This is a genomic window from Pseudomonas sp. IT-P4 (assembly GCF_949767755.1).
GTDB classification, from domain to species: domain Bacteria; phylum Pseudomonadota; class Gammaproteobacteria; order Pseudomonadales; family Pseudomonadaceae; genus Aquipseudomonas; species Aquipseudomonas monachiensis.
Genome location: NZ_CATKPX010000025.1, coordinates 16,052 through 37,911, shown reverse-complemented (window position 1 = coordinate 37,911; position 21,860 = coordinate 16,052). Strand labels below are relative to the sequence as shown.

General features: G+C 60.8%; 23 protein-coding genes. 13 read left to right on the top strand and 10 right to left on the bottom strand.

What is annotated here, in order from left to right; translation table 11 throughout:
- Positions 1-85: 85 nt before the first annotated feature.
- Positions 86-1,648, bottom strand: coding sequence for a sigma-54-dependent transcriptional regulator (locus tag ACM6IT_RS10030; protein WP_056721509.1), 1,563 nt, complete (start codon positions 1,646-1,648; stop codon positions 86-88).
- 417 nt (positions 1,649-2,065) lie between these two features.
- Between ACM6IT_RS10030 and phhA the strand changes: the two genes are divergently transcribed.
- The 6 genes from phhA (at position 2,066) to ACM6IT_RS10000 (ending at position 6,475) form a co-directional block, all read left to right on the top strand.
- Positions 2,066-2,857, top strand: a complete 792-nt coding sequence (gene phhA / locus ACM6IT_RS10025) for a phenylalanine 4-monooxygenase (RefSeq protein ID WP_056721507.1) — start codon at positions 2,066-2,068, stop codon at positions 2,855-2,857.
- A gap of 104 nt (positions 2,858-2,961) precedes the next feature.
- Positions 2,962-3,318, top strand: a complete 357-nt coding sequence (locus tag ACM6IT_RS10020) for a 4a-hydroxytetrahydrobiopterin dehydratase (protein WP_056721506.1) — start codon at positions 2,962-2,964, stop codon at positions 3,316-3,318.
- Positions 3,318-4,511 carry an amino acid aminotransferase gene (locus ACM6IT_RS10015; RefSeq protein ID WP_414913082.1) on the top strand — a complete coding sequence of 398 codons (1,194 nt, stop codon included), beginning with the start codon at positions 3,318-3,320 and terminating at the stop codon, positions 4,509-4,511. The genes ACM6IT_RS10020 and ACM6IT_RS10015 overlap by 1 nt, the downstream gene beginning before the upstream one ends.
- A gap of 276 nt (positions 4,512-4,787) precedes the next feature.
- Positions 4,788-4,919: a hypothetical protein gene (locus ACM6IT_RS10010; RefSeq protein ID WP_256220589.1), complete on the top strand. Its 132-nt coding sequence runs from the start codon at positions 4,788-4,790 to the stop codon at positions 4,917-4,919.
- A 71-nt stretch (positions 4,920-4,990) separates the two neighbouring features.
- Positions 4,991-5,176 (top strand): hypothetical protein, encoded by a 186-nt coding sequence (locus ACM6IT_RS10005; RefSeq protein ID WP_046037768.1) that lies wholly within the window; start codon positions 4,991-4,993, stop codon positions 5,174-5,176.
- A 99-nt stretch (positions 5,177-5,275) separates the two neighbouring features.
- Positions 5,276-6,475: an MFS transporter gene (locus ACM6IT_RS10000; protein WP_056721502.1), complete on the top strand. Its 1,200-nt coding sequence runs from the start codon at positions 5,276-5,278 to the stop codon at positions 6,473-6,475.
- On the opposite strand, the gene arfB is transcribed toward ACM6IT_RS10000, so the two are convergent.
- The 7 genes from arfB to ACM6IT_RS09965 all read right to left on the bottom strand — a co-directional run bounded on the left by arfB (position 6,472) and on the right by ACM6IT_RS09965 (position 14,226).
- Positions 6,472-6,885, bottom strand: coding sequence for an alternative ribosome rescue aminoacyl-tRNA hydrolase ArfB (arfB, locus tag ACM6IT_RS09995; RefSeq protein WP_056721500.1), 414 nt, complete (start codon positions 6,883-6,885; stop codon positions 6,472-6,474). The two genes, ACM6IT_RS10000 and arfB, sit on opposite strands and share 4 nt — an antisense overlap.
- A 214-nt stretch (positions 6,886-7,099) precedes the next feature.
- Positions 7,100-8,512 (bottom strand): amino acid permease, encoded by a 1,413-nt coding sequence (locus ACM6IT_RS09990; protein ID WP_414917908.1) that lies wholly within the window; start codon positions 8,510-8,512, stop codon positions 7,100-7,102.
- Positions 8,513-9,368: 856 nt separating this feature from the next.
- The gene (rluB, locus tag ACM6IT_RS09985; protein ID WP_414917907.1) at positions 9,369-10,589 is read right to left on the bottom strand and encodes a 23S rRNA pseudouridine(2605) synthase RluB; all 1,221 of its coding nucleotides are present in this window, start codon (positions 10,587-10,589) and stop codon (positions 9,369-9,371) included.
- Between the two features lie 310 nt (positions 10,590-10,899).
- On the bottom strand, positions 10,900-11,889 hold the full coding sequence (gene scpB / locus ACM6IT_RS09980; RefSeq protein WP_414917906.1) for an SMC-Scp complex subunit ScpB: 990 nt from the start codon (positions 11,887-11,889) through the stop codon (positions 10,900-10,902).
- Between the two features lie 11 nt (positions 11,890-11,900).
- Positions 11,901-12,659: a segregation and condensation protein A gene (locus ACM6IT_RS09975; protein ID WP_173862173.1), complete on the bottom strand. Its 759-nt coding sequence runs from the start codon at positions 12,657-12,659 to the stop codon at positions 11,901-11,903.
- A gap of 60 nt (positions 12,660-12,719) precedes the next feature.
- Positions 12,720-13,349: an L-threonylcarbamoyladenylate synthase gene (locus ACM6IT_RS09970; protein ID WP_156385711.1), complete on the bottom strand. Its 630-nt coding sequence runs from the start codon at positions 13,347-13,349 to the stop codon at positions 12,720-12,722.
- 13 nt (positions 13,350-13,362) lie between these two features.
- Entirely contained in the window at positions 13,363-14,226 is an 864-nt protein-coding gene (locus ACM6IT_RS09965; protein WP_056721484.1) for a PHP domain-containing protein, read from the bottom strand.
- An 87-nt stretch (positions 14,227-14,313) separates the two neighbouring features.
- Here ACM6IT_RS09965 and ACM6IT_RS09960 point away from each other — a divergent pair, with 87 nt between their 5' ends.
- From ACM6IT_RS09960 to ACM6IT_RS09935, 6 genes are all read left to right on the top strand, one after another.
- Positions 14,314-14,910, top strand: coding sequence for a septation protein A (locus ACM6IT_RS09960; RefSeq protein ID WP_056721482.1), 597 nt, complete (start codon positions 14,314-14,316; stop codon positions 14,908-14,910).
- Position 14,911: 1 nt separating this feature from the next.
- Complete coding sequence (locus tag ACM6IT_RS09955; RefSeq protein ID WP_056721480.1) at positions 14,912-15,211, top strand: YciI family protein; 300 nt, start codon at positions 14,912-14,914, stop codon at positions 15,209-15,211.
- Between the two features lie 122 nt (positions 15,212-15,333).
- On the top strand, positions 15,334-15,747 hold the full coding sequence (locus ACM6IT_RS09950) for a hypothetical protein (protein WP_056721478.1): 414 nt from the start codon (positions 15,334-15,336) through the stop codon (positions 15,745-15,747).
- Between the two features lie 7 nt (positions 15,748-15,754).
- Positions 15,755-16,432: a response regulator transcription factor gene (locus ACM6IT_RS09945; protein WP_056721476.1), complete on the top strand. Its 678-nt coding sequence runs from the start codon at positions 15,755-15,757 to the stop codon at positions 16,430-16,432.
- A gap of 133 nt (positions 16,433-16,565) precedes the next feature.
- Positions 16,566-17,015, top strand: a complete 450-nt coding sequence (locus ACM6IT_RS09940; RefSeq protein ID WP_056721474.1) for a Spy/CpxP family protein refolding chaperone — start codon at positions 16,566-16,568, stop codon at positions 17,013-17,015.
- 111 nt (positions 17,016-17,126) lie between these two features.
- Entirely contained in the window at positions 17,127-18,470 is a 1,344-nt protein-coding gene (locus ACM6IT_RS09935) for a sensor histidine kinase (RefSeq protein WP_056721472.1), read from the top strand.
- 143 nt (positions 18,471-18,613) lie between these two features.
- Here ACM6IT_RS09935 and ACM6IT_RS09930 read toward each other — a convergent pair whose 3' ends face one another.
- Entirely contained in the window at positions 18,614-19,180 is a 567-nt protein-coding gene (locus tag ACM6IT_RS09930) for an NAD(P)H nitroreductase (RefSeq protein ID WP_056721470.1), read from the bottom strand.
- A 120-nt stretch (positions 19,181-19,300) separates the two neighbouring features.
- On the opposite strand from ACM6IT_RS09930, the gene ACM6IT_RS09925 reads away from it, so the two are divergent.
- A complete protein-coding gene (locus tag ACM6IT_RS09925; RefSeq protein WP_056721468.1) occupies positions 19,301-20,755 on the top strand; it encodes a TrkH family potassium uptake protein in 1,455 nt (484 codons plus the stop codon).
- Here the strand turns inward: ACM6IT_RS09925 and ACM6IT_RS09920 are convergent.
- Positions 20,712-21,773, bottom strand: coding sequence for an AraC family transcriptional regulator (locus tag ACM6IT_RS09920; protein WP_082562887.1), 1,062 nt, complete (start codon positions 21,771-21,773; stop codon positions 20,712-20,714). The two genes, ACM6IT_RS09925 and ACM6IT_RS09920, sit on opposite strands and share 44 nt — an antisense overlap.
- Positions 21,774-21,860: the final 87 nt, after the last annotated feature.

Genomic DNA, 21,860 nt, shown 5'->3' with positions numbered 1-21,860 from the left:
GCGGCAACGGATCAAAAGATCGCAGCCTTCGGCAGCTCCTACAGGGTTCGACGTAGGAGCTGCCGAAGGCTGCGATCTTTTGATCTTAAATGCTGTTGTCCTTACCCACCTCATACTCACGCAACTTGTTGGCAATGGTGGTATGCGAAACCCCCAGGCGCTTGCCCAGTTGCCGACTGCTCGGATGCTCGGAATACAGCCGCTCCAGCACCGCCTTCTCGAAACGCCCAACGATCTCGTCCAGCCCTCCTTCCAGCGAAAAGTCGCCAAGGGGCTGACGCACGCCATAGTCCGGCAAACGAATGTGCTCGGCCTTGACCGTGCCGCCGTCGCACAGGGAAACCGCCTGGAACAGCACGTTCTCCAGTTGCCGTACGTTACCCGGCCAATGGTAATGACTGAGCCGCTCCATGGCCGCCGGGGCCAGTTTCGGCAGCGGGCAACCAATCTGCCGGCTGGCCTGGTCGAGGAAGTGCTCCACCAGCGGCGTCAAACCGTCGAGGCATTCGCGCAACGGCGGGATGTGCAGCGACAACACATTCAAGCGGTGATAGAGGTCCTGGCGGAACTCGCCGCGAGCGCACAATTCGGACAGGTCGACCTGGGTCGCGCAGATCACTCGCACGTCGAGGTAGACCTCTTCATCACTGCCTACACGGCGAAAGCAGCCGTCCTGCAGGAAGCGCAGCAATTTCACCTGCAAGCGCGGGCTCATCTCCCCGACGCCATCGAGAAACAGCGTACCGCCCGCCGTCAGTTCCAGCAGCCCGAGCTTGCCTTCGGCCCGCGCCCCTTCGAATGCACCGGGGCCGTAACCGAACAATTCCGTCTCGGCCATGGACTCCGGCAGACCGGCGCAGTTGAGCGCCATCAACGGCGATTGCCCACGAGGACTGGCCAGATGGCAGGCCCGCGCCAGCAATTCCTTGCCGGTGCCAGTCTCCCCTTCTATTAACAGCGGCGCATCCAGCGGCGCCATGCGCCGGGCTTCGCGCACCACGGCGGCCATGACTTTCGAGCTTTGGAAGATGCTGTCGAAACCACGCAGCTCCTGCTTGCGCACGTTGTAGATGCGCTCGCCCACCCGGTCGGCGCGGTGCAGCGTCAGCACCGCGCCAGCCATGGCCTCGCTGTCGTCATGCTCCGATTGCAGCGGCGCGATGTCGGCCAGGAACACATCGCCCTTGACCTTGACCCGCAACCCGTTGATCCGCGACTTGTTGGCACGCACCAGTTCCGGCAAATCGAAATCCTCGGCGTAGCGCGACAGGGGAATCCCCGGCACTTCGTCGACCCGCACCCCGAGCAACTGCGCCGCTGCCCGGTTGGCCGCGACGATGGAACCGCCCATGTCGATCGACAACACAGGGAATTCCAGCGCACCAAGCAGTGCATTGAGCTCCATGTGCCGACGCTCGCTGGGCATCAGTCCTACACGCTTGACGCCAAACACCCCGGCAATCGCTTCAAATTTCGGACGCAAGGCCTGGAACTGAATGTTGATCAGGTTCGGGCAATGCAGGTAGATGGCGTTGCCATGCTCACCGCCCACCTCACCGCGGGCCACGTTGATCCCGTACTCCACCAACAGGTTGAGAATGTCGCGCAGGATGCCGATGCGGTTCTGGCAGTGGACTTTGATACGCATATAAAGACCCGAAAAGCGATGAATAAGGTTGGTATCAACGCAAACCCTGTGGGAATGGCGGTGCGACGATTCGACTTGCTCGCGAAGGCGGCCTGCCTGATACATCAATGTTGGACGTGCCAGCGCTTTCGCGAGCAAGCCCGCTCCCACAGGGGTATTGCGGTGCGCGCTCGATCGCATTTTTCTTTCGAGTCGCTCAGATAGTCGTCAAGATTATGTGACAGGCAAAGCGTTTTTCAAACCGGGAAATCTCAATAGCTGCGCGATCGCGACCAATTCGTAACGAAAACTTTACGAAATTTACGGTTTTTTCCTACGCGTGTCGCTGCTCACCTGCTGCAACAATGCAATCCTTGGGGTATTTCTAGGTCCATAGCAGTACATAACAAGAACGAAATCCCCTAGCAGGAGAGCAGCATGAAGCAGACGCAATACGTGGCTCGCGAGCCCGATGCGCAAGGTTTTATCGACTACCCCGCCGAAGAACACGCGGTGTGGAACACGCTGATCACCCGTCAACTGAAAGTGATCGAAGGGCGTGCGTGCCAGGAGTACCTGGACGGTATCGAAAAACTCGGACTGCCCCACGACCGCATTCCTCAACTCGGCGAAATCAACAAGGTCCTCGGTGAAACCACCGGCTGGCAGGTTGCCCGGGTTCCCGCACTGATTCCCTTCCAGACCTTTTTCGAATTGCTGGCCAGCAAGCAGTTTCCAGTGGCGACCTTTATTCGCACCCGCGAAGAACTGGACTACCTGCAAGAGCCGGACATTTTCCACGAGATCTTCGGTCACTGCCCGCTGCTGACCAACCCGTGGTTCGCTGAATTCACCCACACCTACGGCAAGCTCGGCCTCGAGGCGACCAAGGAAGAACGCGTGTACCTGGCGCGCCTGTACTGGATGACCATCGAGTTCGGTCTGGTCGACACCCCGCAAGGCCAGCGCATCTACGGCGGCGGCATTCTGTCTTCTCCGAAAGAGACCGTGTATTGCCTGTCGGACGAGCCTGAGCATCAGGCGTTCGATCCGCTGGAATGCATGCGCACGCCCTACCGCATCGACATCCTGCAGCCAGTGTACTTCGCATTGCCAAATCTCAAGCGTCTGTTCGACCTCGCTCATGAAGACATCATGGGCATGGTCAAGCAAGCGATGCAGATGGGTCTGCACGCACCGAAATTTCCGCCAAAACCAAAAGCCGCGTGATCCGCCGCTTTTAAAATCAAGTGAGCCTGTCAGAAACCATCGCTTTGGATTAGCGTGGTAGCACTGAGGGCCGATTTTCCAACATTCGATTTCAGGAACACATCATGACCGCATTAACTCAAGCCCATTGCGAAGCCTGCCGCGCCGACGCCCCACAAGTCAGCGACGAAGAATTGCCGATCCTGATCAAGCAGATCCCGGACTGGAACATCGAAGTACGCGACAGCATCATGCAGCTGGAAAAGGTCTTCCTGTTCAAGAACTTCAAGCACGCCCTGGCGTTCACCAACGCCGTCGGTGAAATCTCCGAGGCCGAAGGCCACCACCCAGGCCTGCTGACCGAGTGGGGCAAAGTGACCGTGACCTGGTGGAGCCACTCGATCAAGGGCCTGCACCGCAACGACTTCATCATGGCCGCGCGCACTGACGAAGTGGCGAAGAATGCCGAGGGGCGCAAGTAATGCATTTCGACGCCATCGGTCGAGTGCCTGGCGACCCGATCCTGGGCCTGATGGAGGCCTATGCGCAGGACCCGAATCCGCGCAAGTTCGATCTGGGCGTGGGGGTCTACAAGGACGCCCAGGGCCTGACGCCGATTCTCCAGTCGGTGAAGCTGGCCGAGCAGCGCCTGGTGGATCGCCAGTCCACCAAGACCTACATCGGTGGTCACGGCGAACCGGCGTTCGGCAAAGCGATCAATGAGCTGGTGCTGGGTGCCGACTCGAAACTGATCAGCGCACAACGCGCCGGCGCCACCCAGACGCCGGGCGGCACCGGGGCTTTGCGCCTGAGCGCGGACTTCATCGCCCAATGCCTGCCGGGGCGCGGCGTATGGTTGAGCAACCCGACCTGGCCAATCCACGAAACGATTTTCGCGGCAGCCAAGGTCAAGGTCAGCCACTACCCGTACGTGGGCAGTGACAACCGTCTCGATGTCGACGGCATGCTGGCGGCGCTCAATGAAGCGCCCAAGGGTGACGTGGTGTTGCTGCACGCCTGCTGCCACAACCCGACCGGTTTCGACCTGTCCCGGGATGACTGGCAGCGGGTGCTGGAGGTCGTACGCAAGCGCGAACTGCTGCCACTGATCGACTTCGCCTATCAAGGATTCGGCGACGGGCTGGAACAGGATGCCTGGTCGACCCGGTTGTTCGCCGCCGAGTTGCCGGAACTGTTGATCACCAGTTCGTGCTCGAAGAACTTCGGCCTGTACCGCGACCGTACCGGCGCGCTGATTGTCTGCGCGAAAACCGCCGACAAGCTCACCGACATCCGCAGCCAGCTGGCCAACATCGCCCGCAACCTGTGGTCGACGCCGCCGGATCACGGCGCTGCCGTGGTCGCGACCATCCTCGGTGACACAGAGTTGAAAAACCTCTGGGCTGACGAAGTGGAAGCCATGCGCCTGCGTATCGCCCAACTGCGCAGCGGTCTGGTGGAAGCACTGGAGCCTCACGGTTTGCGCGAGCGTTTTGCGCACATTGGCATGCAACGCGGGATGTTCTCCTACACCGGCCTGTCGCCTGAGCAAGTGAAGAACCTGCGGGATCATCACAGCGTGTACATGGTCAGTTCGGGCCGGGCCAACGTGGCGGGGATTGATGCCACGCGCCTGGATCTGCTGGCCGAGGCGATTGCCAAAGTCTGCGCATGACCCTTGTGGGAGCGGGCTTGCTCGCGAAAGCGGCGGATCAGTCGACTTAAATGCTGGCTGTTAAAACGCTTTCGCGAGCAAGTCGAATCGTCGCACCGCCGCTCCCATATTTTGCTGTGTGTTGCCCCCTCCTCCAGTCATGTCTAGACAATCCCATCCGTCGAAACAAATGGATATAAAAGTCCGTTTGTCATTTTCAGTGCTGTATCCTGCCCAAGCTTTTTAAAAAGCGCGGATCTACCAGATCTATCAACAGACTTAGCGAGGAGCGCAACCATGCACGAGATTCCTAATCTCCCCTTCCCAAGCCTGCACGAACCTGAGCAGACGACCACGCAGCAAGCCGGAGCCCAACAGCCCGAGCCGAAAGAAGCCACTGACAGCCGCCAGGCTGACAGAGAAGACTGAAACACCCGCCGCACAGACCGTGTGGAAAGCGCTACCATGCGCTTTCCACACTGCCTGAAATGAGCCTGACCATGACCGATGAATTCAGTGAAGCGCAGGCCAGCGTCCTGATCGGCACCGCCGAGAAAATGATCGAGATCTGGAACCGCCTCTCCCCCGAGAAACAAGCCACCTTGCTCGCCCGCTTCGGCACCCAGGAAAATGCGCTGGCCGCCCTGGTCACCACGCAATTGGTCGCTCCCGCCAAACCTGAATGACGCCGCCCGGCAAATAGTTTTACTTTTTCACGACCTGTGACCGTCCACACCGCTATCATAAGCAGCCTATCTATCCTGCTTTACCGTGGACCTTTACCCATGCCCGAAAACCAGCGCCCCCTGGCGGTCACGCTGCAAGTTGTCTCCATCGTCCTTTTCACCTTCATCGGCTACCTGAACATCGGCATCCCCCTGGCCGTATTGCCCGGTTACGTCCACAGCGACCTGGGCTTCGGCGCGGTGATCGCGGGGCTGGTGATCAGCGTGCAATACCTGGCCACCCTGCTCAGCCGCCCCTATGCCGGGAAGATCATCGACAACAAGGGCAGCAAGCTGGCTGTGATGTATGGCCTGGCCGGTTGCGGCTTGAGCGGGGTGTTCATGTTGCTCTCGGCCTGGACCCAGAGCCTGCCGACCTTGAGCCTGATCTGCCTGTTGATCGGCCGCCTGGTACTCGGCAGTGCCGAAAGCCTGGTGGGCTCGGGCTCGATTGGCTGGGGCATCGGCCGGGTCGGCGCGGCGAACACGGCCAAGGTCATCTCCTGGAACGGTATCGCCAGCTATGGCGCACTGGCTGTCGGCGCGCCCCTGGGCGTATTGCTCGTCCATCAACTGGGTTTGTGGAGCATGGGGGTGAGCATTGTTTTGCTGGCCGTGCTCGGTCTGCTGCTGGCCTGGCCGAAAACAGCCGCGCCGATCGTTGCCGGTGAGCGCCTGCCGTTCATGCACGTACTCGGGCGGGTTTTCCCCCACGGCTGCGGCCTGGCCCTGGGCTCCATCGGTTTTGGCACAATCGCCACCTTCATCACCCTGTATTACGCCACTCAACACTGGGACAACGCGGTGCTGTGCCTGAGCCTGTTCGGCGCCAGCTTCATCGGCGCGCGCCTGCTGTTCGGCAACCTGATCAACCGCCTCGGCGGCTTTCGCGTGGCCATTGCCTGCCTGTCAGTGGAAACCCTGGGATTGCTGTTGCTGTGGTTGGCACCGGATGCCCATTGGGCTCTGGCGGGCGCGGCGCTAAGCGGCTTCGGCTTTTCCCTGGTATTTCCGGCACTGGGCGTGGAGGCGGTCAACCTTGTCCCCGCATCCAGCCGAGGCGCAGCCGTCGGCGCCTATTCGCTGTTCATCGACTTGTCGCTGGGGATCACCGGACCGCTCGCCGGTGCGATTGCGGCAGGATTTGGTTTTGCATCGATCTTCCTGTTCGCCGCCCTCGCTGCACTCAGCGGTTTGCTGCTGAGCCTTTACCTGTACCGACAGGCACCGAAGCAACGCGAAGCGCGGGACGCCCGCTAGAAATCGACCTTGCCACGTCCGGCCTTGATGTTGCCACGCTTGGACTTTGACTCGAGTCGGCGGGTCTTCGAGCCGAGGGTCGGCTTGGTCGGGCGACGCTTTTTCTCGACCTTGGTGGCACTCTGGATCAACTCGGTCAGCCGCAACAGCGCATCGGCGCGGTTCTGCTCCTGCGTCCGGTACTGCTGGGCCTTGATGATCAACACACCGTCGCTGGTGATGCGGCTGTCGCGCAGCGCCAGCAGCCGTTCCTTGTAGAACTCGGGCAAGGACGACGCAGGTATGTCGAAGCGCAGGTGCACGGCACTTGAGACCTTGTTGACATTCTGCCCACCGGCGCCCTGGGCGCGAATGGCCGTCAACTCGATCTCGGCATCCGGCAGCTGCACGTTGTTGGAAATCACCAGCATGGAAAAGCGTCCGTATTCAGAACGTGCAGGATACCGCGAATGATGGACTGACTGCCGATCGAACCCTGTAGGAGCTGCCGAAGGCTGCGATCTTTTGACTTTTCTTTTCAAAGCAAGGATCAAAAGATCGCAGCCTTCGGCAGCTCCTACGTTGCGCATGGCTCAGAAACAACAAACCCGGCACTTGGCCGGGTTCGTTGTTTCTGCGACTGAGTTACTTCATTGCTGCCTGCAATGCATGTTGCGCACTGCGCTTGTTCTTGATGCCGTAGCAGACCCACATGAACACCAGCCACACCGGAATCGCATACACCGATGTCTGGATCCCCGGAATCAACAGCATCACGCCAAGGACGAACACTACGAACGCCAGGCAGATGTAGTTGCCGTACGGGTACCACAGAGCCTTGAACAGCGGCGTCTGTTTGGTCTTGTTCATGTGCTGGCGGAACTTGAAGTGCGAGTAGCTGATCATCGCCCAGTTGATCACCAAGGTAGCAACCACCAACGACATCAGCAGTTCCAGCGCGTTCTGCGGGATCAGGTAGTTCAGCAGTACCGCGATCAGGGTCACGGCGGCCGAGGCCAGGATCGAACGCACTGGCACGCCGCGCTTGTCGATCTTCGCCAGGCCCTTCGGCGCGTCGCCCTGCTCGGCCATGCCCAGCAGCATGCGGCTGTTGCAGTAGGTGCCGCTGTTGTACACCGACAACGCCGCGGTCAGGACCACGAAGTTGAGGATGTGCGCGGCGGTGTTGCTGCCCAGCATCGAGAACACTTGCACGAACGGGCTGCCGCTATAGGAATCACCGGAGGCGTTCAGGGTGGTCAGCAAGCTGTCCCACGGCGTCAACGACAGCAGGATCACCAGGGCACCGATGTAGAAAATCAGGATCCGGTAGATCACCTGGTTGATGGCTTTCGGGATCACGGTTTTCGGCTTGTCGGCTTCGGCAGCGGTGAAACCGAGCATTTCCAGGCCACCGAAGGAAAACATGATGAACGCCATGGCCATCACCAGACCGCTGACGCCGTTCGGGAAGAAGCCACCGTGGGACCACAGGTTGCTGACCGCTGCATGCGGGCCGCCATTACCGCTGACCAGCAGGTAGCTGCCCAGGGCAATCATGCCGACGATCGCCACGACCTTGATGATCGCGAACCAGAACTCAGCCTCGCCGAACACTTTGACGTTGGCCAGGTTGATGGCGTTGATCAGCACGAAGAAGGCAGCTGCGGAGGCCCAGGTCGGGATGTCCGGTGCCCAGTAGTGGATGTATTTGCCGACCGCGGTCAGCTCCGACATGCCCACCAGAATGTACAGGATCCAGCAGTTCCAGCCCGACAGGAAGCCGGCAAAGCCGCCCCAGTACTTGTGCGCGAAGTGGCTGAAGGAACCGGCCACCGGGTCCTCGACGATCATTTCACCCAGTTGGCGCATGATCATGAAGGCGATGAAGCCGCAGATGGCGTAGCCGAGGATCATCGACGGACCGGCGGATTTCAGTACCCCGGCCGAACCGAGGAACAAGCCGGTACCGATCGCGCCACCGAGGGCGATCAATTGAATGTGGCGATTTTTCAGGCCGCGTTTCAGCTCGCCTGATTGCGGGTTTTGTCCACTCATGAAAAGGGTCTCACGCAAGGTTTGATGATGTTCAGTAGACGTTGCTGCTCAAGAAAGGCGTTAAGCGGCACCGATCAAACCCCAGCGCAGGCACCAGGAGTTCAGCGTAATTACAACGGTCATGCGTCACCTGTTTGTTTTTATCTGTGACGAAATCGAACCCGACACGCTCGTGACGCGACGGAGTGAACAAGGCGGATAGCCTTGAGGTTTGCGCAGATGCGCAGGAGGTCACAGGTAAAACGCGGCGCATTGTACACCTGTAACCCCCTGCTGCCAGACCCGCTGGACAAGCGTGTCTATGGCCGGGATTGCCTGTGTCCGCCCCGAGAGGCTCGGGCGGCTGCAAAAAATGGGTCAGACCCTTGCGGATCATCGACGGGAAAGGCAGGAAAACCGCCCCTCGCAGAGAGATGGAGATGGAATACGGCGTTCATTGCGCCTCCTTTTTGTTATGCACCTGCACGACAGGCATGGCGCGCATAACACCCTGCATGGAGCAGTGAAACAAGCGGGCCAGAGGGCTGGAAGGAGGAAGGAAGACGCTGTTGCGTAAGCGTTTTCTTACGGCATTCGGGGAATGGCGATTCCACGGGGTTAATCCGTGATTTTTGTCAGGATTTCTTTACAGGCCGTAACATCGGGTTTCCATTCGGGAGAGTGTGGTGTTGCCGCTATCGTCTTCGCGGGCAAGCCCGCTCCCACAATGGATCGCATTTCGACCAAACAACTCCGCCCCCCCCTGTGGGAGCAGGCTTGCCCGCAAAGAGGCCATTGAAAACACCTCACCACTGAAGCCTGACCCAAAAAAAACGCCAACCCGAAGGTTGGCGTTTTTTTATGAAGCGCTTACCGATTACTCAGGCTTGCGACGACCAAAGCCTGGACGCTGGCCCGAACCGGCCGGTGCGCCACGGCGATTGCCCGATGGGGTATCGCCGTCGACCAGTTTGATCCCCGGACGCTTCGGCGCTGGCTTGGCCGGGCGCTTGGTGTCGGCCGGGCGATCGGCTACCGGCGTACCACGACCTTCGCCCCGCTCGGTACGGCCATTGGCCGGACGGGGCGTGCGCGGCCCGCGTTCGCCGTCCTGGCGGGCGGCTGGCTTGCGCCCTGGGCGCTCGCCTTCGATCTGCGGCTCACGGCTTGCCCGTGGAGCAACAGGAGCGGCAGGAGCCCCAGCGGCTGGACGCAGGGTACGCACGCGCTCGGTCTTGGCCATTGGACGCGACGATTTGCGCTGCATCCGGTCAAGCTTGTCCTTGCTCTTGGCGTTCATCTGCGGCATCGCGACCGGCGTCAGGCCAACCTCGGCACTCAGGATGTCGACTTCGTACTGGCTCATTTCGCGCCAGCGGCCCATCGGCAGGTCGGAGTTGAGGAACACCGGACCGAAACGCACGCGCTTCAGACGGCTGACCACCAGGCCCTGGGATTCCCACAGGCGACGAACTTCGCGGTTGCGACCTTCCATCACCACGCAGTGATACCAGTGGTTGAAACCTTCACCGCCTGGCGCCTGCTTGATGTCGGTGAACTTTGCCGGGCCGTCTTCGAGGACAACACCAGCCTTCAGGCGCTCGATCATTTCGTCATCGACTTCGCCGCGCACACGTACCGCGTATTCACGGTCCATTTCGTAGGAAGGGTGCATCAGGCGGTTGGCCAGTTCACCGTCGGTGGTGAACATCAGCAAACCGGTGGTGTTGATGTCCAGACGACCGATGTTGATCCAGCGTCCCTCTTTAGGGCGCGGCATCTTGTCGAACACGGTCGGACGGCCTTCCGGGTCGACACGGGTGCAGATCTCGCCGTCGGGCTTGTTGTACATGATCACGCGACGCACCGACTCGGCGGCCTCTTCGCGCTTGATCACCTTGCCATCGATGGTGATAGCGTCGTGCATGTCGACGCGCTGGCCAAGGGTGGCGTCTTTACCGTTGACCTTGATGCGGCCGTGGCTGATCCAGGCTTCCACGTCACGGCGCGAGCCGACGCCGATACGGGCGAGGACTTTCTGCAGTTTTTCGCCTGCTGGGCCGATTGGCTGGTCGTCTTGCTGGTCTTTGATACTCATCTGGGCACCTCCCGGTGTGGTCTGAAAACTGGGTACTTGGGCGAAGGGATCGCCGAAGGGTCGCGAATCATACGCGCATGAGGGCGTTTGCGCATCAGAGACTAGCTGATCAAGGCAAGGTTATTTGTTTTTCCGCCGACCGGTGGTTCGCTGTTTTGCTATGAACACAATCCCCCTGTGGGAGCGGCGGTGCGGCGATCCGACTTGCTCGCGAATGCGTCAGGTCAGCCAACAAAGATGTCGTCTGACACGCCCTCTTCGCGAGCAAGCCCGCTCCCACAATGGATCTTCACAGCTCTCAAGAATCGTATCAATCTTCGAATTGGCGGCGTTCGGCTTCGATGGCTTCAGCCAGGGCCTGGGCTTCGGCCTCTTCGTCCGACAGCTCCGGCTCGGGTTTCGGCTGTTCAAGGGCGGCAACGGCGGCCAGGAGTTTTTCCCGGGCTTCGGCAACGCCGAGGATATCGTCGTCCTGCTCCGGCTCAGTCTCCGGCTCAGGCTCGCCTTCCGGCCCAGGCTCGGGTTGTGCCGCTTCGACTTCTGGCTCGATGACCGACTGTTCCGGATCGAACTCAGGCAGCGCACCATCACGCAGCAAATCGTCGAAGTCGGTCTTGATCCCCTCCTCCATGCTGTCCAGTTCCAGCAACAGCGTGTGGAAACTGGTTTCTTCCTTGGGTTCTTCCGGCTCGGCGCTGGCATCGGCCAACTCTTGCAACCCGGCGGGTACGGGGGCGTCGTCGAAGTCGAGCACCGGGTCCGGTTCCAGCTCGCGCAGTTCCGCCAGCGGCGGCAGGTCGTCGAGGTTCTTCAGGTTGAAGTGGTCGAGGAACGCCTTGGTGGTGGCGAACATCGCCGGTTTACCGGGCACGTCGCGGTAGCCGACGATGCGGATCCACTCGCGCTCCATCAAGGTCTTGACGATGTTGCTGTTGACCGCCACGCCCCGCACGTCTTCGATTTCGCCACGGGTGATCGGCTGGCGATAGGCAATCAGCGCCATGGTTTCCAGCATCGCCCGAGAGTAACGCTGCGGGCGCTCTTCCCACAGGCGCCCGACCCACGGCGCAAACTTCTCGCGAATCTGCAGGCGATACCCCGAGGCCACTTCCTTCAATTCAAAGGCGCGGCCATCGCAGGACTTGGCGAGAATCGTCAGGGCCTTCTTGAAGACCGGTGGTTCCGGGCGCTCACCCTCCTCGAAGAGTTCGAACAGGCTTTCCAAAGATTGCGGCTTTCCCGAGGCCAACAGAAAGGCTTCAAGCAAGGGTGCCAGATCACGGGGTTCAGTCAGGTTCATGTTTCGACTCGTTATTCGGCTCGGGCTCGCACGTGGATCGCGGCAAATGGCTCATTCTGCACCAGCTCGACCAGGGATTCCTTGACCAATTCAAGGATCGCCATAAAGGTCACCACCACCCCCAGGCGCCCTTCTTCAGCGGTGAACAGCTCGACAAACGGCACGAACCCGCCGCCCTTGAGGCGTTCCAGCACATCACTCATGCGTTCGCGGGTCGACAACGCCTCGCGGCTGACCTGGTGGCTTTCAAACATGTCGCCACGGCGCAAGACTTCGGCCATGGACAACAGCAGCTCTGACAAGCGCACGTCCGGCAACAGCTTGCGTGCCCGGGCTTCAGGGGCGTCCAGCTTGGGCACCACCACATCACGACCGACGCGGCTCAGGCCATCGATGCCTTCGGCCGCGGCCTTGAAGCGTTCATACTCCTGCAAGCGGCGGATCAGTTCGGCGCGGGGGTCGTCCTCTTCGTCTTCGACGGTTTCGGCCCGTGGCAGCAGCATCCGCGACTTGATCTCGGCCAGCATCGCGGCCATCACCAAATACTCGGCGGCCAGTTCCAGGCGCACCGACTGCATCAACTCGACGTAGCCCATGTACTGGCGAGTGATCTCCGCCACAGGGATGTCGAGAATGTTGATGTTCTGTTTGCGGATCAGGTACAGCAGCAGGTCGAGCGGGCCTTCGAACGCCTCAAGAAAGACCTCGAGGGCATCCGGCGGGATGTACAGGTCCAGCGGCATTTCCATGACCGCCTGGCCATAGACCATGGCGAAAGGCAGCTCTTGCTGGGCCCCGGCCTGACTGTCGACGGGTTCTACTGCAGACATCTAGGCCTCGACCATGAACGGCGCAGGGTCGCCGCAACCAACGCGAATGACTTCCGGCTCGCCGTCGGCAAGGCTGATCACCGTGGACGCCTTGATCCCGCCGAAGCCGCCATCGATGATCAGATCGACCTGGTGTTCAAGCAACTGGCGCATTTCGTGCGGATCGGTCAACGGGTCTTCATCGCCGGGCATGATCAGGGTCACGCTCATCAACGGTTCACCCAGTTCAGCCAGCAGCGCCAGGGCAATCGGGTGGCTCGGCACGCGCAGGCCGATGGTACGTTTCTTCGGGTGCAACAACAGCCGCGGCACTTCGCGGGTGGCGTTGAGAATGAAGGTATAGGGCCCCGGCAGATGGGCTTTGAGAATGCGGAACGTGCCGGTGTCGATCTTGGCGAACAGGCCTAGTTGCGACAGGTCGCTGCAGATCAGTGCGAAGTTGTGCTTCTCATCCAGCTGTCGCAGGCGTCGAACGCGCTCCACGGCCACCTTGTCGCCGATCTGGCAACCTATGGCGTAGGAGGAGTCCGTGGGATAAATCACCACCCCGCCCTTGCGGATGATTTCGACAGCCTGTTTGATCAGGCGCGCCTGCGGGTTTTCCGGATGAATCTGGAAAAATTGACTCACATTCTCTACCTGTTCAGACGGCGGCAATAACTGGGTCATGTTTGAATCGACACCATAGCGGCGGCAGATCCTCCGGGAGCGGCCGGTATTCACCGATCTCCGACCAGCCTCCAGGGCCATGAAAATCACTGCCGGCGCTGACCAGCAGACCGAACTCGCGGGCCAGGATGGCCAGGCTGCCCACTTGCTCGGCAGGCTGGTAACCATTGACCACTTCGATGGCGTGGCCCCCCGCTTGAATATAGTCGGCAATCAGACGACGGCGCTTGCTGCGTGTGAATTCATAGTGCCATGGGTGTGCCAGACTGACCCAGGCCTTGGCCGCGCGCAGGGTTTCGACGGTGTCCTCCAAAGTCGGCCAGTGTTGCTTGACGTCGCCCAGCTTGCCGGCACCCAGCCATTTGCGAAACGCCTCGGCGCGGTCCTTGACGAAACCTTCACGCACCATCCAGTCGGCGAAATGCGGGCGGGCCGGCGCGTTACCGCTGTCGCCCAGCTCCTGCTGGATCTCCCGAGCGCCATCCAGCGCCCCTGGCATGCCTTTGAGCGCCAGTTTGCGGCTGATTTCCTCGGAGCGTAGCCAGCGGCCATCATGCAATCTGGCGATGGCCTCGACCAACGGCGCGGCATTCACGTCAAAACCGTAGCCCAGGACATGAATGGTCGCGCCGCCCCAGGTGCAGGACAATTCGACGCCGTTGACCAGTTGCATCCCCAGCGCGGTAGCCGCGTGCCGGGCCTCGTCGAGGCCCTCGAGGGTGTCGTGATCGGTCAAGGCCAGGACTCGCACGCCTTTCTCGAACGCCCGCGCCACCAGAACCGCAGGCGCCAGGGCGCCATCGGAGGCCGTGCTATGGCAGTGCAAATCAACATTCACAGGGCTTTGTAACCTCAAATCAGCTGGCGCTATCGCGCGCCCATATGTTTGTTATTATGCCGCCACATCCTGCTTCTGGCTGCCACTGTGAAACAATTCATCGATTTCATCCCGCTCCTGCTGTTTTTCATCGTCTTCAAAATCGACCCACGGGTTGTCGACATCGCCGGTCATGAGTTCACTGTAGGCGGTATTTACAGCGCCACCGCAATGCTGATCGTCAGTTCCCTGGTGGTCTACGGCACACTGTTCATCAAGCAGCGCAAGCTGGAGAAGAGCCAGTGGCTGACCCTGATCGCCTGCCTGGTCTTCGGCAGCCTGACGCTCGCGTTCCACAGCGAGACGTTCCTGAAATGGAAGGCCCCGGTGGTCAACTGGCTGTTCGCCCTGGCGTTCATCGGCAGCCACTTCGTCGGTGACAGCCTGCTGATCAAGCGCATCATGGGCCACGCGCTGACCCTGCCGGAGCCGGTCTGGACGCGCCTGAACATCGCCTGGATCGCCTTCTTCCTGTTTTGCGGTGCCGCCAACCTGTTTGTCGCGTTCACCTTCCAGAGCTACTGGGTCGACTTCAAGGTCTTCGGCAGCCTGGGCATGACTCTGCTGTTCCTGGTCGGCCAGGGCATTTACCTGTCCCGCCATCTGCACGATGCCGACACCACAACGCCAAAAACCGAGGACTGACATGCTTTACGCAATCATTGCCACAGACGTCGCCAACTCCCTGGAAGCCCGCCTGGCCGCACGGCCCGCACACCTGGAGCGCCTGCAAGTGCTCAAAGGCGAAGGTCGCATCGTATTGGCCGGCCCACACCCGGCGATCGACAGCAATGATCCGGGCGCGGCGGGTTTCAGCGGCAGCCTGATCGTTGCCGAATTCGACTCCCTGAGCGCCGCCCAGGCCTGGGCCGACGCCGATCCGTACATCGCCGCGGGCGTCTACGCCAACGTTCTGGTCAAACCGTTCAAGCAAGTCCTTCCGTAACTTTCTTCTTTCAACTGCCCCACGCGGTGAACCATATCGGTTCATCGCGTTCTCAATCGCTCATTATTCTCGTTTGCCGGCCGACAACTTCCCCAATACTCGTATTGGAACCAGGAGTCGCCATGCGCAAGGGTCCGTTGTGCCTGATGTTGGTCACGTTGTCGATCGGGGCGCCTGCCCACGGTGAGGAAAGTGTCGAGGGCGGTAATTCGACGCCGTTTTCCTTGAGCGCCGGCAGCCAGATCACCGAGTTACAGCAACGCTTGAAAGAAAGCGAACGGCAACGGGAAGAACTGAACAAGCAATTGCAAACTGCCGATAGCGAACGCGAAAGCCCGCTGCTGGCCCGGTTGCGCCAGGAGAACCAGCGATTGAAGCTGCAACTCAAGGAAGCCCAGGCCAGCAGTCCCCTGCCGCGCCTGCTGACCGACCAGCAACAATGGTTCGTCATTGGCGCCGGGGTAGCGCTATTGGCTCTGCTCTGCGGTATCTTCGCCAGTGGAGCAAGTCGAAAACGTCGACAATGGCTAAATTGAGTGAGTCATGAGCGAGCTGTTACTTATTGATGATGACCAGGAGCTGTGTGAGCTCCTGAGCAGTTGGCTGAGCCAGGAAGGGTTTCAGGTACGTGCCTGTCACGACGGCCAGAGCGCACGTCGTGCGCTGGCCGAAACCGCTCCGGCGGCCGTGGTGCTGGATGTGATGCTGCCCGATGGCAGCGGCCTGGAACTGCTCAAGCAGTTGCGCAGCGATCACCCGGATTTGCCGGTGCTGATGCTCTCCGCCCGGGGCGAGCCCCTGGACCGTATCCTCGGCCTGGAGCTCGGCGCCGACGACTACCTGGCCAAGCCCTGCGACCCACGGGAACTGACCGCCCGCCTGCGCGCAGTCCTGCGTCGTAGCCACCCGGCGGCGGTGTCCAGCCAGATCGAACTGGGCGACCTGTGTTTCAGCCCGGTCCGCGGCGTGGTCAGCATTGACGAACAGGAATTTACCCTCACTGTCTCCGAAAGCCGCCTGCTGGAAGCCTTGCTCAAGCAACCCGGCGAGCCCCTGGACAAGCAGGAACTGGCGCAGATCGCCCTCGGCCGCAAGCTGACCCTGTACGACCGCAGCCTGGACATGCACGTCAGCAACCTGCGCAAGAAGATCGGTCCACACCCCGATGGCCGACCGCGCATCGTCGCCCTGCGCAGCCGCGGCTACTACTACAGCCTCTGACCCCTACGGGTTTGTCAGGGCGGCGCAAAACCATCTTTACCCAAGCTTTACCCTCCGCTGACCGCCGCTGACCTTGATCTGCGTAATCTGCACTCATCCGGAACGTACCGGGAACGAGACAAGGAGATACACCATGCGCAAGACTCTTATCGCCCTGATGTTCGCTGCTGCCCTGCCGACCGTTGCCATGGCCATGCCGGAAGGCGCGGGCCCCATGGATGGGTCGATGGACGGTTCGCGCCACGGCGGCCAGATGCACGGCATGCACGGCAAAGGCCCGTACAGTGAACTGGACCTGAGCCGCGAACAGCGCGAGCAGATCCGCAAGATCATGGGCGAGCAGATGCACGAGCGTAAGCAACTGGTCGACAAGTACCTGGAGAAGCTCTCGCCAGCCGACCAGAAAGCCATGAAGGACGAGATGGCCGCCAACCACAAGAAGGCTGAAGCGGACGTGCGCGCCTTGCTGAAACCGGATCAACAGAAGAAATTCGACGAGATCCAGAAAAAACAGGCTGAACGTCGCGCCGAGTGGGCCGAGTTCAAGGCCTGGAAAGCGCAACAACCGCAAAAAGCGCAATAATGCGCTAACCCCGGACCCAACGGCTCAACCCCGTTGGGCCTGACACCACGCAATTTAAATGTGGGAGCAGGCTTGCTCCCACATGGCTTGACGTTTGTTCGAGGATTTCCTGTGCGTTCATTGTTCTGGCGTATCCTGGCCAGCTTCTGGCTGGCCATCGCTCTGGTTGCAGGGCTTTCCATCCTGCTCGGACACATGCTCAACCAGGACGCCTGGATTCTCAGCCGCCACCCGGGTCTCAACACGCTGGCCGAAGAGTGGACGCAAACCTATGAAAGCCAAGGCGAAGACGCCGCCCAGGACATTCTCCAGCAACGCAAACGCCAGTATCACATCGACGTTCAGGTGCTTAACGAAAGCGGCGATCCGGTGGTGCGCGGTACCTTCCCGAAACGCGCGGCGGCCTTTGAGGCGCGCCAGAACAACGAGGACCGACGCCTGCCATGGCGGCGCCTGACCGATGAATTCACCAGCGAAAAAACCGGTGATACCTTCCTGTTCATCTACCGCATCCCGCACCCGGAACTGGATGCCTGGCACCGAGAGAGCCTGCTCTGGCCGCTCAGTGCCCTGGGAATCGCCCTGGTGGTGCTGACCCTGTTCAGCCTGCTGGTGACCTTTTCCATCACTCGCCCGCTCAGCCGTCTACGCGGAGCGGTGCATGACCTGGGACAAACCACCTATCAACAAAACAGCCTGGTCAAGCTGGCCAACCGCCGCGATGAGTTCGGCGTCCTGGCCAACGACTTCAATCGCATGGGCGCGCGCCTGCAAAGCCTGATTGGCAGTCAGCGGCAACTGCTGCGGGATGTGTCCCACGAACTGCGTTCACCCCTCGCCCGCCTGCGTATCGCGCTGGCACTGGCCGAACGGGCCACCCCGCAGGAACGGGAACAGCTGTGGCCGCGCCTGACCCGCGAGTGCGACCGGCTGGAAGCGCTGATCAGCGAAATCCTGGTACTGGCGAGGGTCGACTCCGATAACGCCAGTGCCGAAGAGGTGGACCTGAACGCCTTGCTCAATAGCCTGCAAAAGGATGCGCAACTCGGTTCACCCGAGCAACTCGTCCACCTCGAAGCCGAGTCGCAACTGAATCTGAAGGGCTGGCCGACCATGATCGAACGGGCCGTGGACAATCTGCTGCGCAACGCCCAGCGTTTCAATCCGGTGGATGGCCTGCCGATCGAAATGCAGGCCCTGCGTCAGGGTGAACGGATCGTCGTGACCGTACGAGATCACGGACCGGGGGTCAGTGCCGAATATTTGAGCCAGCTCGGTGAGCCGTTCTATCGGGCGCCAGGGCAAACAGCGGCCGGACACGGCCTGGGCCTGGCCATCGCCCGCCGCGCGGCGGAGCGACATGGCGGCAGCCTGGTGCTGGCCAATCACCCTGAGGGCGGGTTCATTGCCAGCCTGGAATTGCCGTTGGTGCCGGGGGCTGTCGTGCAGCCCTGAGCCTGGACCGACACGACAGGATCAAACGACACAAAACCAATGTGGGAGCGGGCTTGCTCGCGAAAGCGGCTAACTATTCAACATGTATGTTGGATGACAGACTGCTTTCGCGAGCAAGCCCGCTCCCGCACTGATGTGTGGTGTCAGGCCTTGCCGGGCCAGGCGCTGACGAATTCGGCGAGATCGACTTTCTCCGCCACTCGCGGTTCTTTCTGCGGCGTGCCCAGATACAGGAAGGCAATCACCTCTTCCCCTTCTGCCAGGCCCAAGCCCTTGGCCACATGGGCCGAGTAAGCCAGGTCACCGGTACGCCACACCGCGCCAATGCCCTGCGCATAGGCCGCGAGCAAAATCCCGTGGGCCGCGCAGCCCGCCGCCAGCAATTGCTCGGACTTCGGATATTTGACGTGATCCTGCACGCGAGCAATCACAACCACCACCAACGGTGCCCGCAACGGACCACTGCGCGCCTTGTCGATGGCAGCTTCGCCGACTTCGCTGTCTGAAAGTTTCGCAGCTTCAGCCAGCAGCTCGCCCATCTGCTCACGCGCCGCGCCTTCCACCGTCAGGAAACGCCAAGGCTGCAAGTGACCGTGATCCGGAGCGCGCATGGCGGCGCCAAACAGCACCTCGCGCTGCTCGGCGGTAGGTGCAGGGTCAATCAGTCGCGGAACGGAAACACGGTTGAGCAAAGCGTCGAGAGCCTGCATCGGCCACCTCCTGAAAAATATGTGCGGCTATTCTAGCGGTAACTGCCGCAGCAGTGCCGGTTTACATGCCCTGCCCCGCAGGTAGAATGGCGCCCTTCCACTATCAGCCGAGCGGACCTCATGGCGTTGCCGACCTTACGGATCATTGGTTTCATCATCGGCATCTTCCTGATCACGCTGGCGATCTCCATGGTCGTGCCCATGGCCACGCTGGTCGTTTTCGACCGCACCAGCGATCTGCCGTCGTTCCTCTGGGCCAGCATGATTACCTTTGTCGCCGGTTTGGCGCTGGTGATTCCGGGGCGCCCGGAACACATTCACCTGCGCCCCCGGGACATGTACCTACTCACCGTCAGCAGTTGGCTGGTGGTGTGCATCTTCGCCGCGCTGCCGTTCCTGCTGACCCAGCACATCAGCTACACCGATTCATTCTTCGAAAGCATGTCCGGCATCACCGCCACTGGTGCAACCGTACTCAGCGGCCTGGACACTATGTCCCCGGGCATCCTGATGTGGCGCTCGTTGCTGCACTGGCTCGGCGGCATCGGCTTCATCGGCATGGCAGTGGCGATCCTGCCGCTGTTGCGCATCGGTGGCATGCGACTGTTCCAGACCGAATCTTCGGACCGCTCCGAAAAGGTCATGCCCCGTTCGCACATGGTGGCGCGCCTGATTGTTGCGACTTACGTCGGCATCACTATTGTCGGCAGCCTGGCGTTCTGGTGGGCCGGGATGAGCCTGTTCGACGCCATCAACCATGCGATGTCGGCGATCTCCACCGGCGGTTTCTCCACCTCCGACCAGTCCTTGGCCAAGTGGCCGGAGCCTGCGGTGCATTGGGTCGCGATCGTCATCATGATTCTCGGTGCCCTGCCGTTCACCCTGTATGTCTCCACGTTGCGTGGTAACCGTCGTGCGCTGATCAAGGATGAACAGGTTCAAGGCCTGCTCGGCATGCTGCTGGTGACCTGGCTGGTGCTCGGCACCTGGTATTGGTGGACTACCCAGCTGCATTGGCTGGAGGCATTGCGGCATGTGGCGCTGAACGTGACGTCGGTAGTGACCACCACCGGTTTTGCACTGGGGGACTACAGCCTGTGGGGCAATTTCTCGTTGATGCTGTTCTTCTACCTGGGGTTTGTCGGCGGTTGCTCCGGATCGACCGCGGGCGGGATCAAGATTTTCCGCTTCCAGGTGGCCTATATCCTGCTCAAGGCCAACCTTAACCAGCTGATTCACCCGCGGGCGGTGATCAAGCAGAAGTACAACGGTCACCGCCTCGACGAAGAAATCGTGCGGTCGATCCTGACCTTTTCGTTCTTCTTTGCGATCACCATCTGCGTGATTGCGCTGCTGCTGTCGCTGCTCGGCGTGGACTGGATGACCGCCCTCACTGGCGCAGCCAGTACGGTGTCCGGTGTCGGCCCGGGGCTCGGCGAAACCATCGGCCCGGCGGGCAACTTCGCCACCCTGCCGGATGCCGCCAAGTGGATTCTCTCGTTCGGCATGCTACTGGGCCGGCTGGAGATCATTACGGTGTTTGTGCTTTGTATTCCGGCATTTTGGCGTCATTGATCGCGTCAGCCGATTGCATCAGCCGCATCCGGTACTCACCGGGTGTGGCATCGAACCAGCGCCGAAATGCACGGAAGAAGTTGCTCGGATCGGCAAACCCCAGCAAGTAGGCAATTTCCAGCAAGGTCATGTTCGGTTGCGCCAGGTACTGCTCGGCCAGTTCACGCCGGGTATCGTCCAGCAGCGCCTGAAAACTCGTGCCCTCTTCCTGCAAGCGCCGTTGCAAGGTGCGCTGGGACAGATGCAGCGTCTGCGCCACGGTGTCGCGCTTGGGCTCGCCTTGGGGCAACAGGCGGCACAACACCTGCCGCGCCTTGTGGGTTACGCGACTTTCGGAAAATCGCGCCAGGTACTCACCGGCAAAGCGGTCATGCAGCAGCGCCATGGCCTCGTTGGCCGTTGGCAGCGGCGCTTCCATATCGGCGCGCTCGAAAATCAGCGCATCGTAAGGCGCGTTGAACACCAGCGGTGCATGGAAGGCTTGCTTATAGGGTTCCAGGTTGGCCGGTTCGGCACCCTGCAGCAACACTTTGCGTGGTTGCAACGTACGCCCGGTCAACCAGCTGCACAGCGCCAAGGCACAGGCCAGCGAAGCTTCGGCGCTTTGCCGGGTCGGCGGCAGATGATCGCCATGGACCGTCAGAATCAGCGCGTAGCCTTCTTCCAGCAGCTTGAAACTCAGGTCGGCACTTTCGGCAATGATCCGCTGATAGCGCACCAGACGCTGAAAGCCTTCGGCGAGAGTCTGGCTGGACATCAAAGCGTAACCGGCCACATGAAACTGCGCCGGTCGCACCACCTTGCCCATGTTCAGGCCGATGGCCGGATTGCCGGACAGCTCGACCGCGCGCTGCCACAGCCGTGTCATGGAATCTTGCGGGAAGCGTGCGTCCGGATCGTCCAGTGCCGCGTAGTCGAGCCCCAGCTGCTTGAACAGGGCCCGGCAATCCAGGCCGTCCATCTCCAGCGCTTTGACAATCCCCATCGCCCAGCTTGCAGAAGTCGTTCGTTCGCTCATGGCGTTTTCTTACATGGTGGCCGCATGCTACGGCTATTGACCGAAGGATACTAAAGTGGCGCCTATTGTCAGTGGCTGATGCCATTG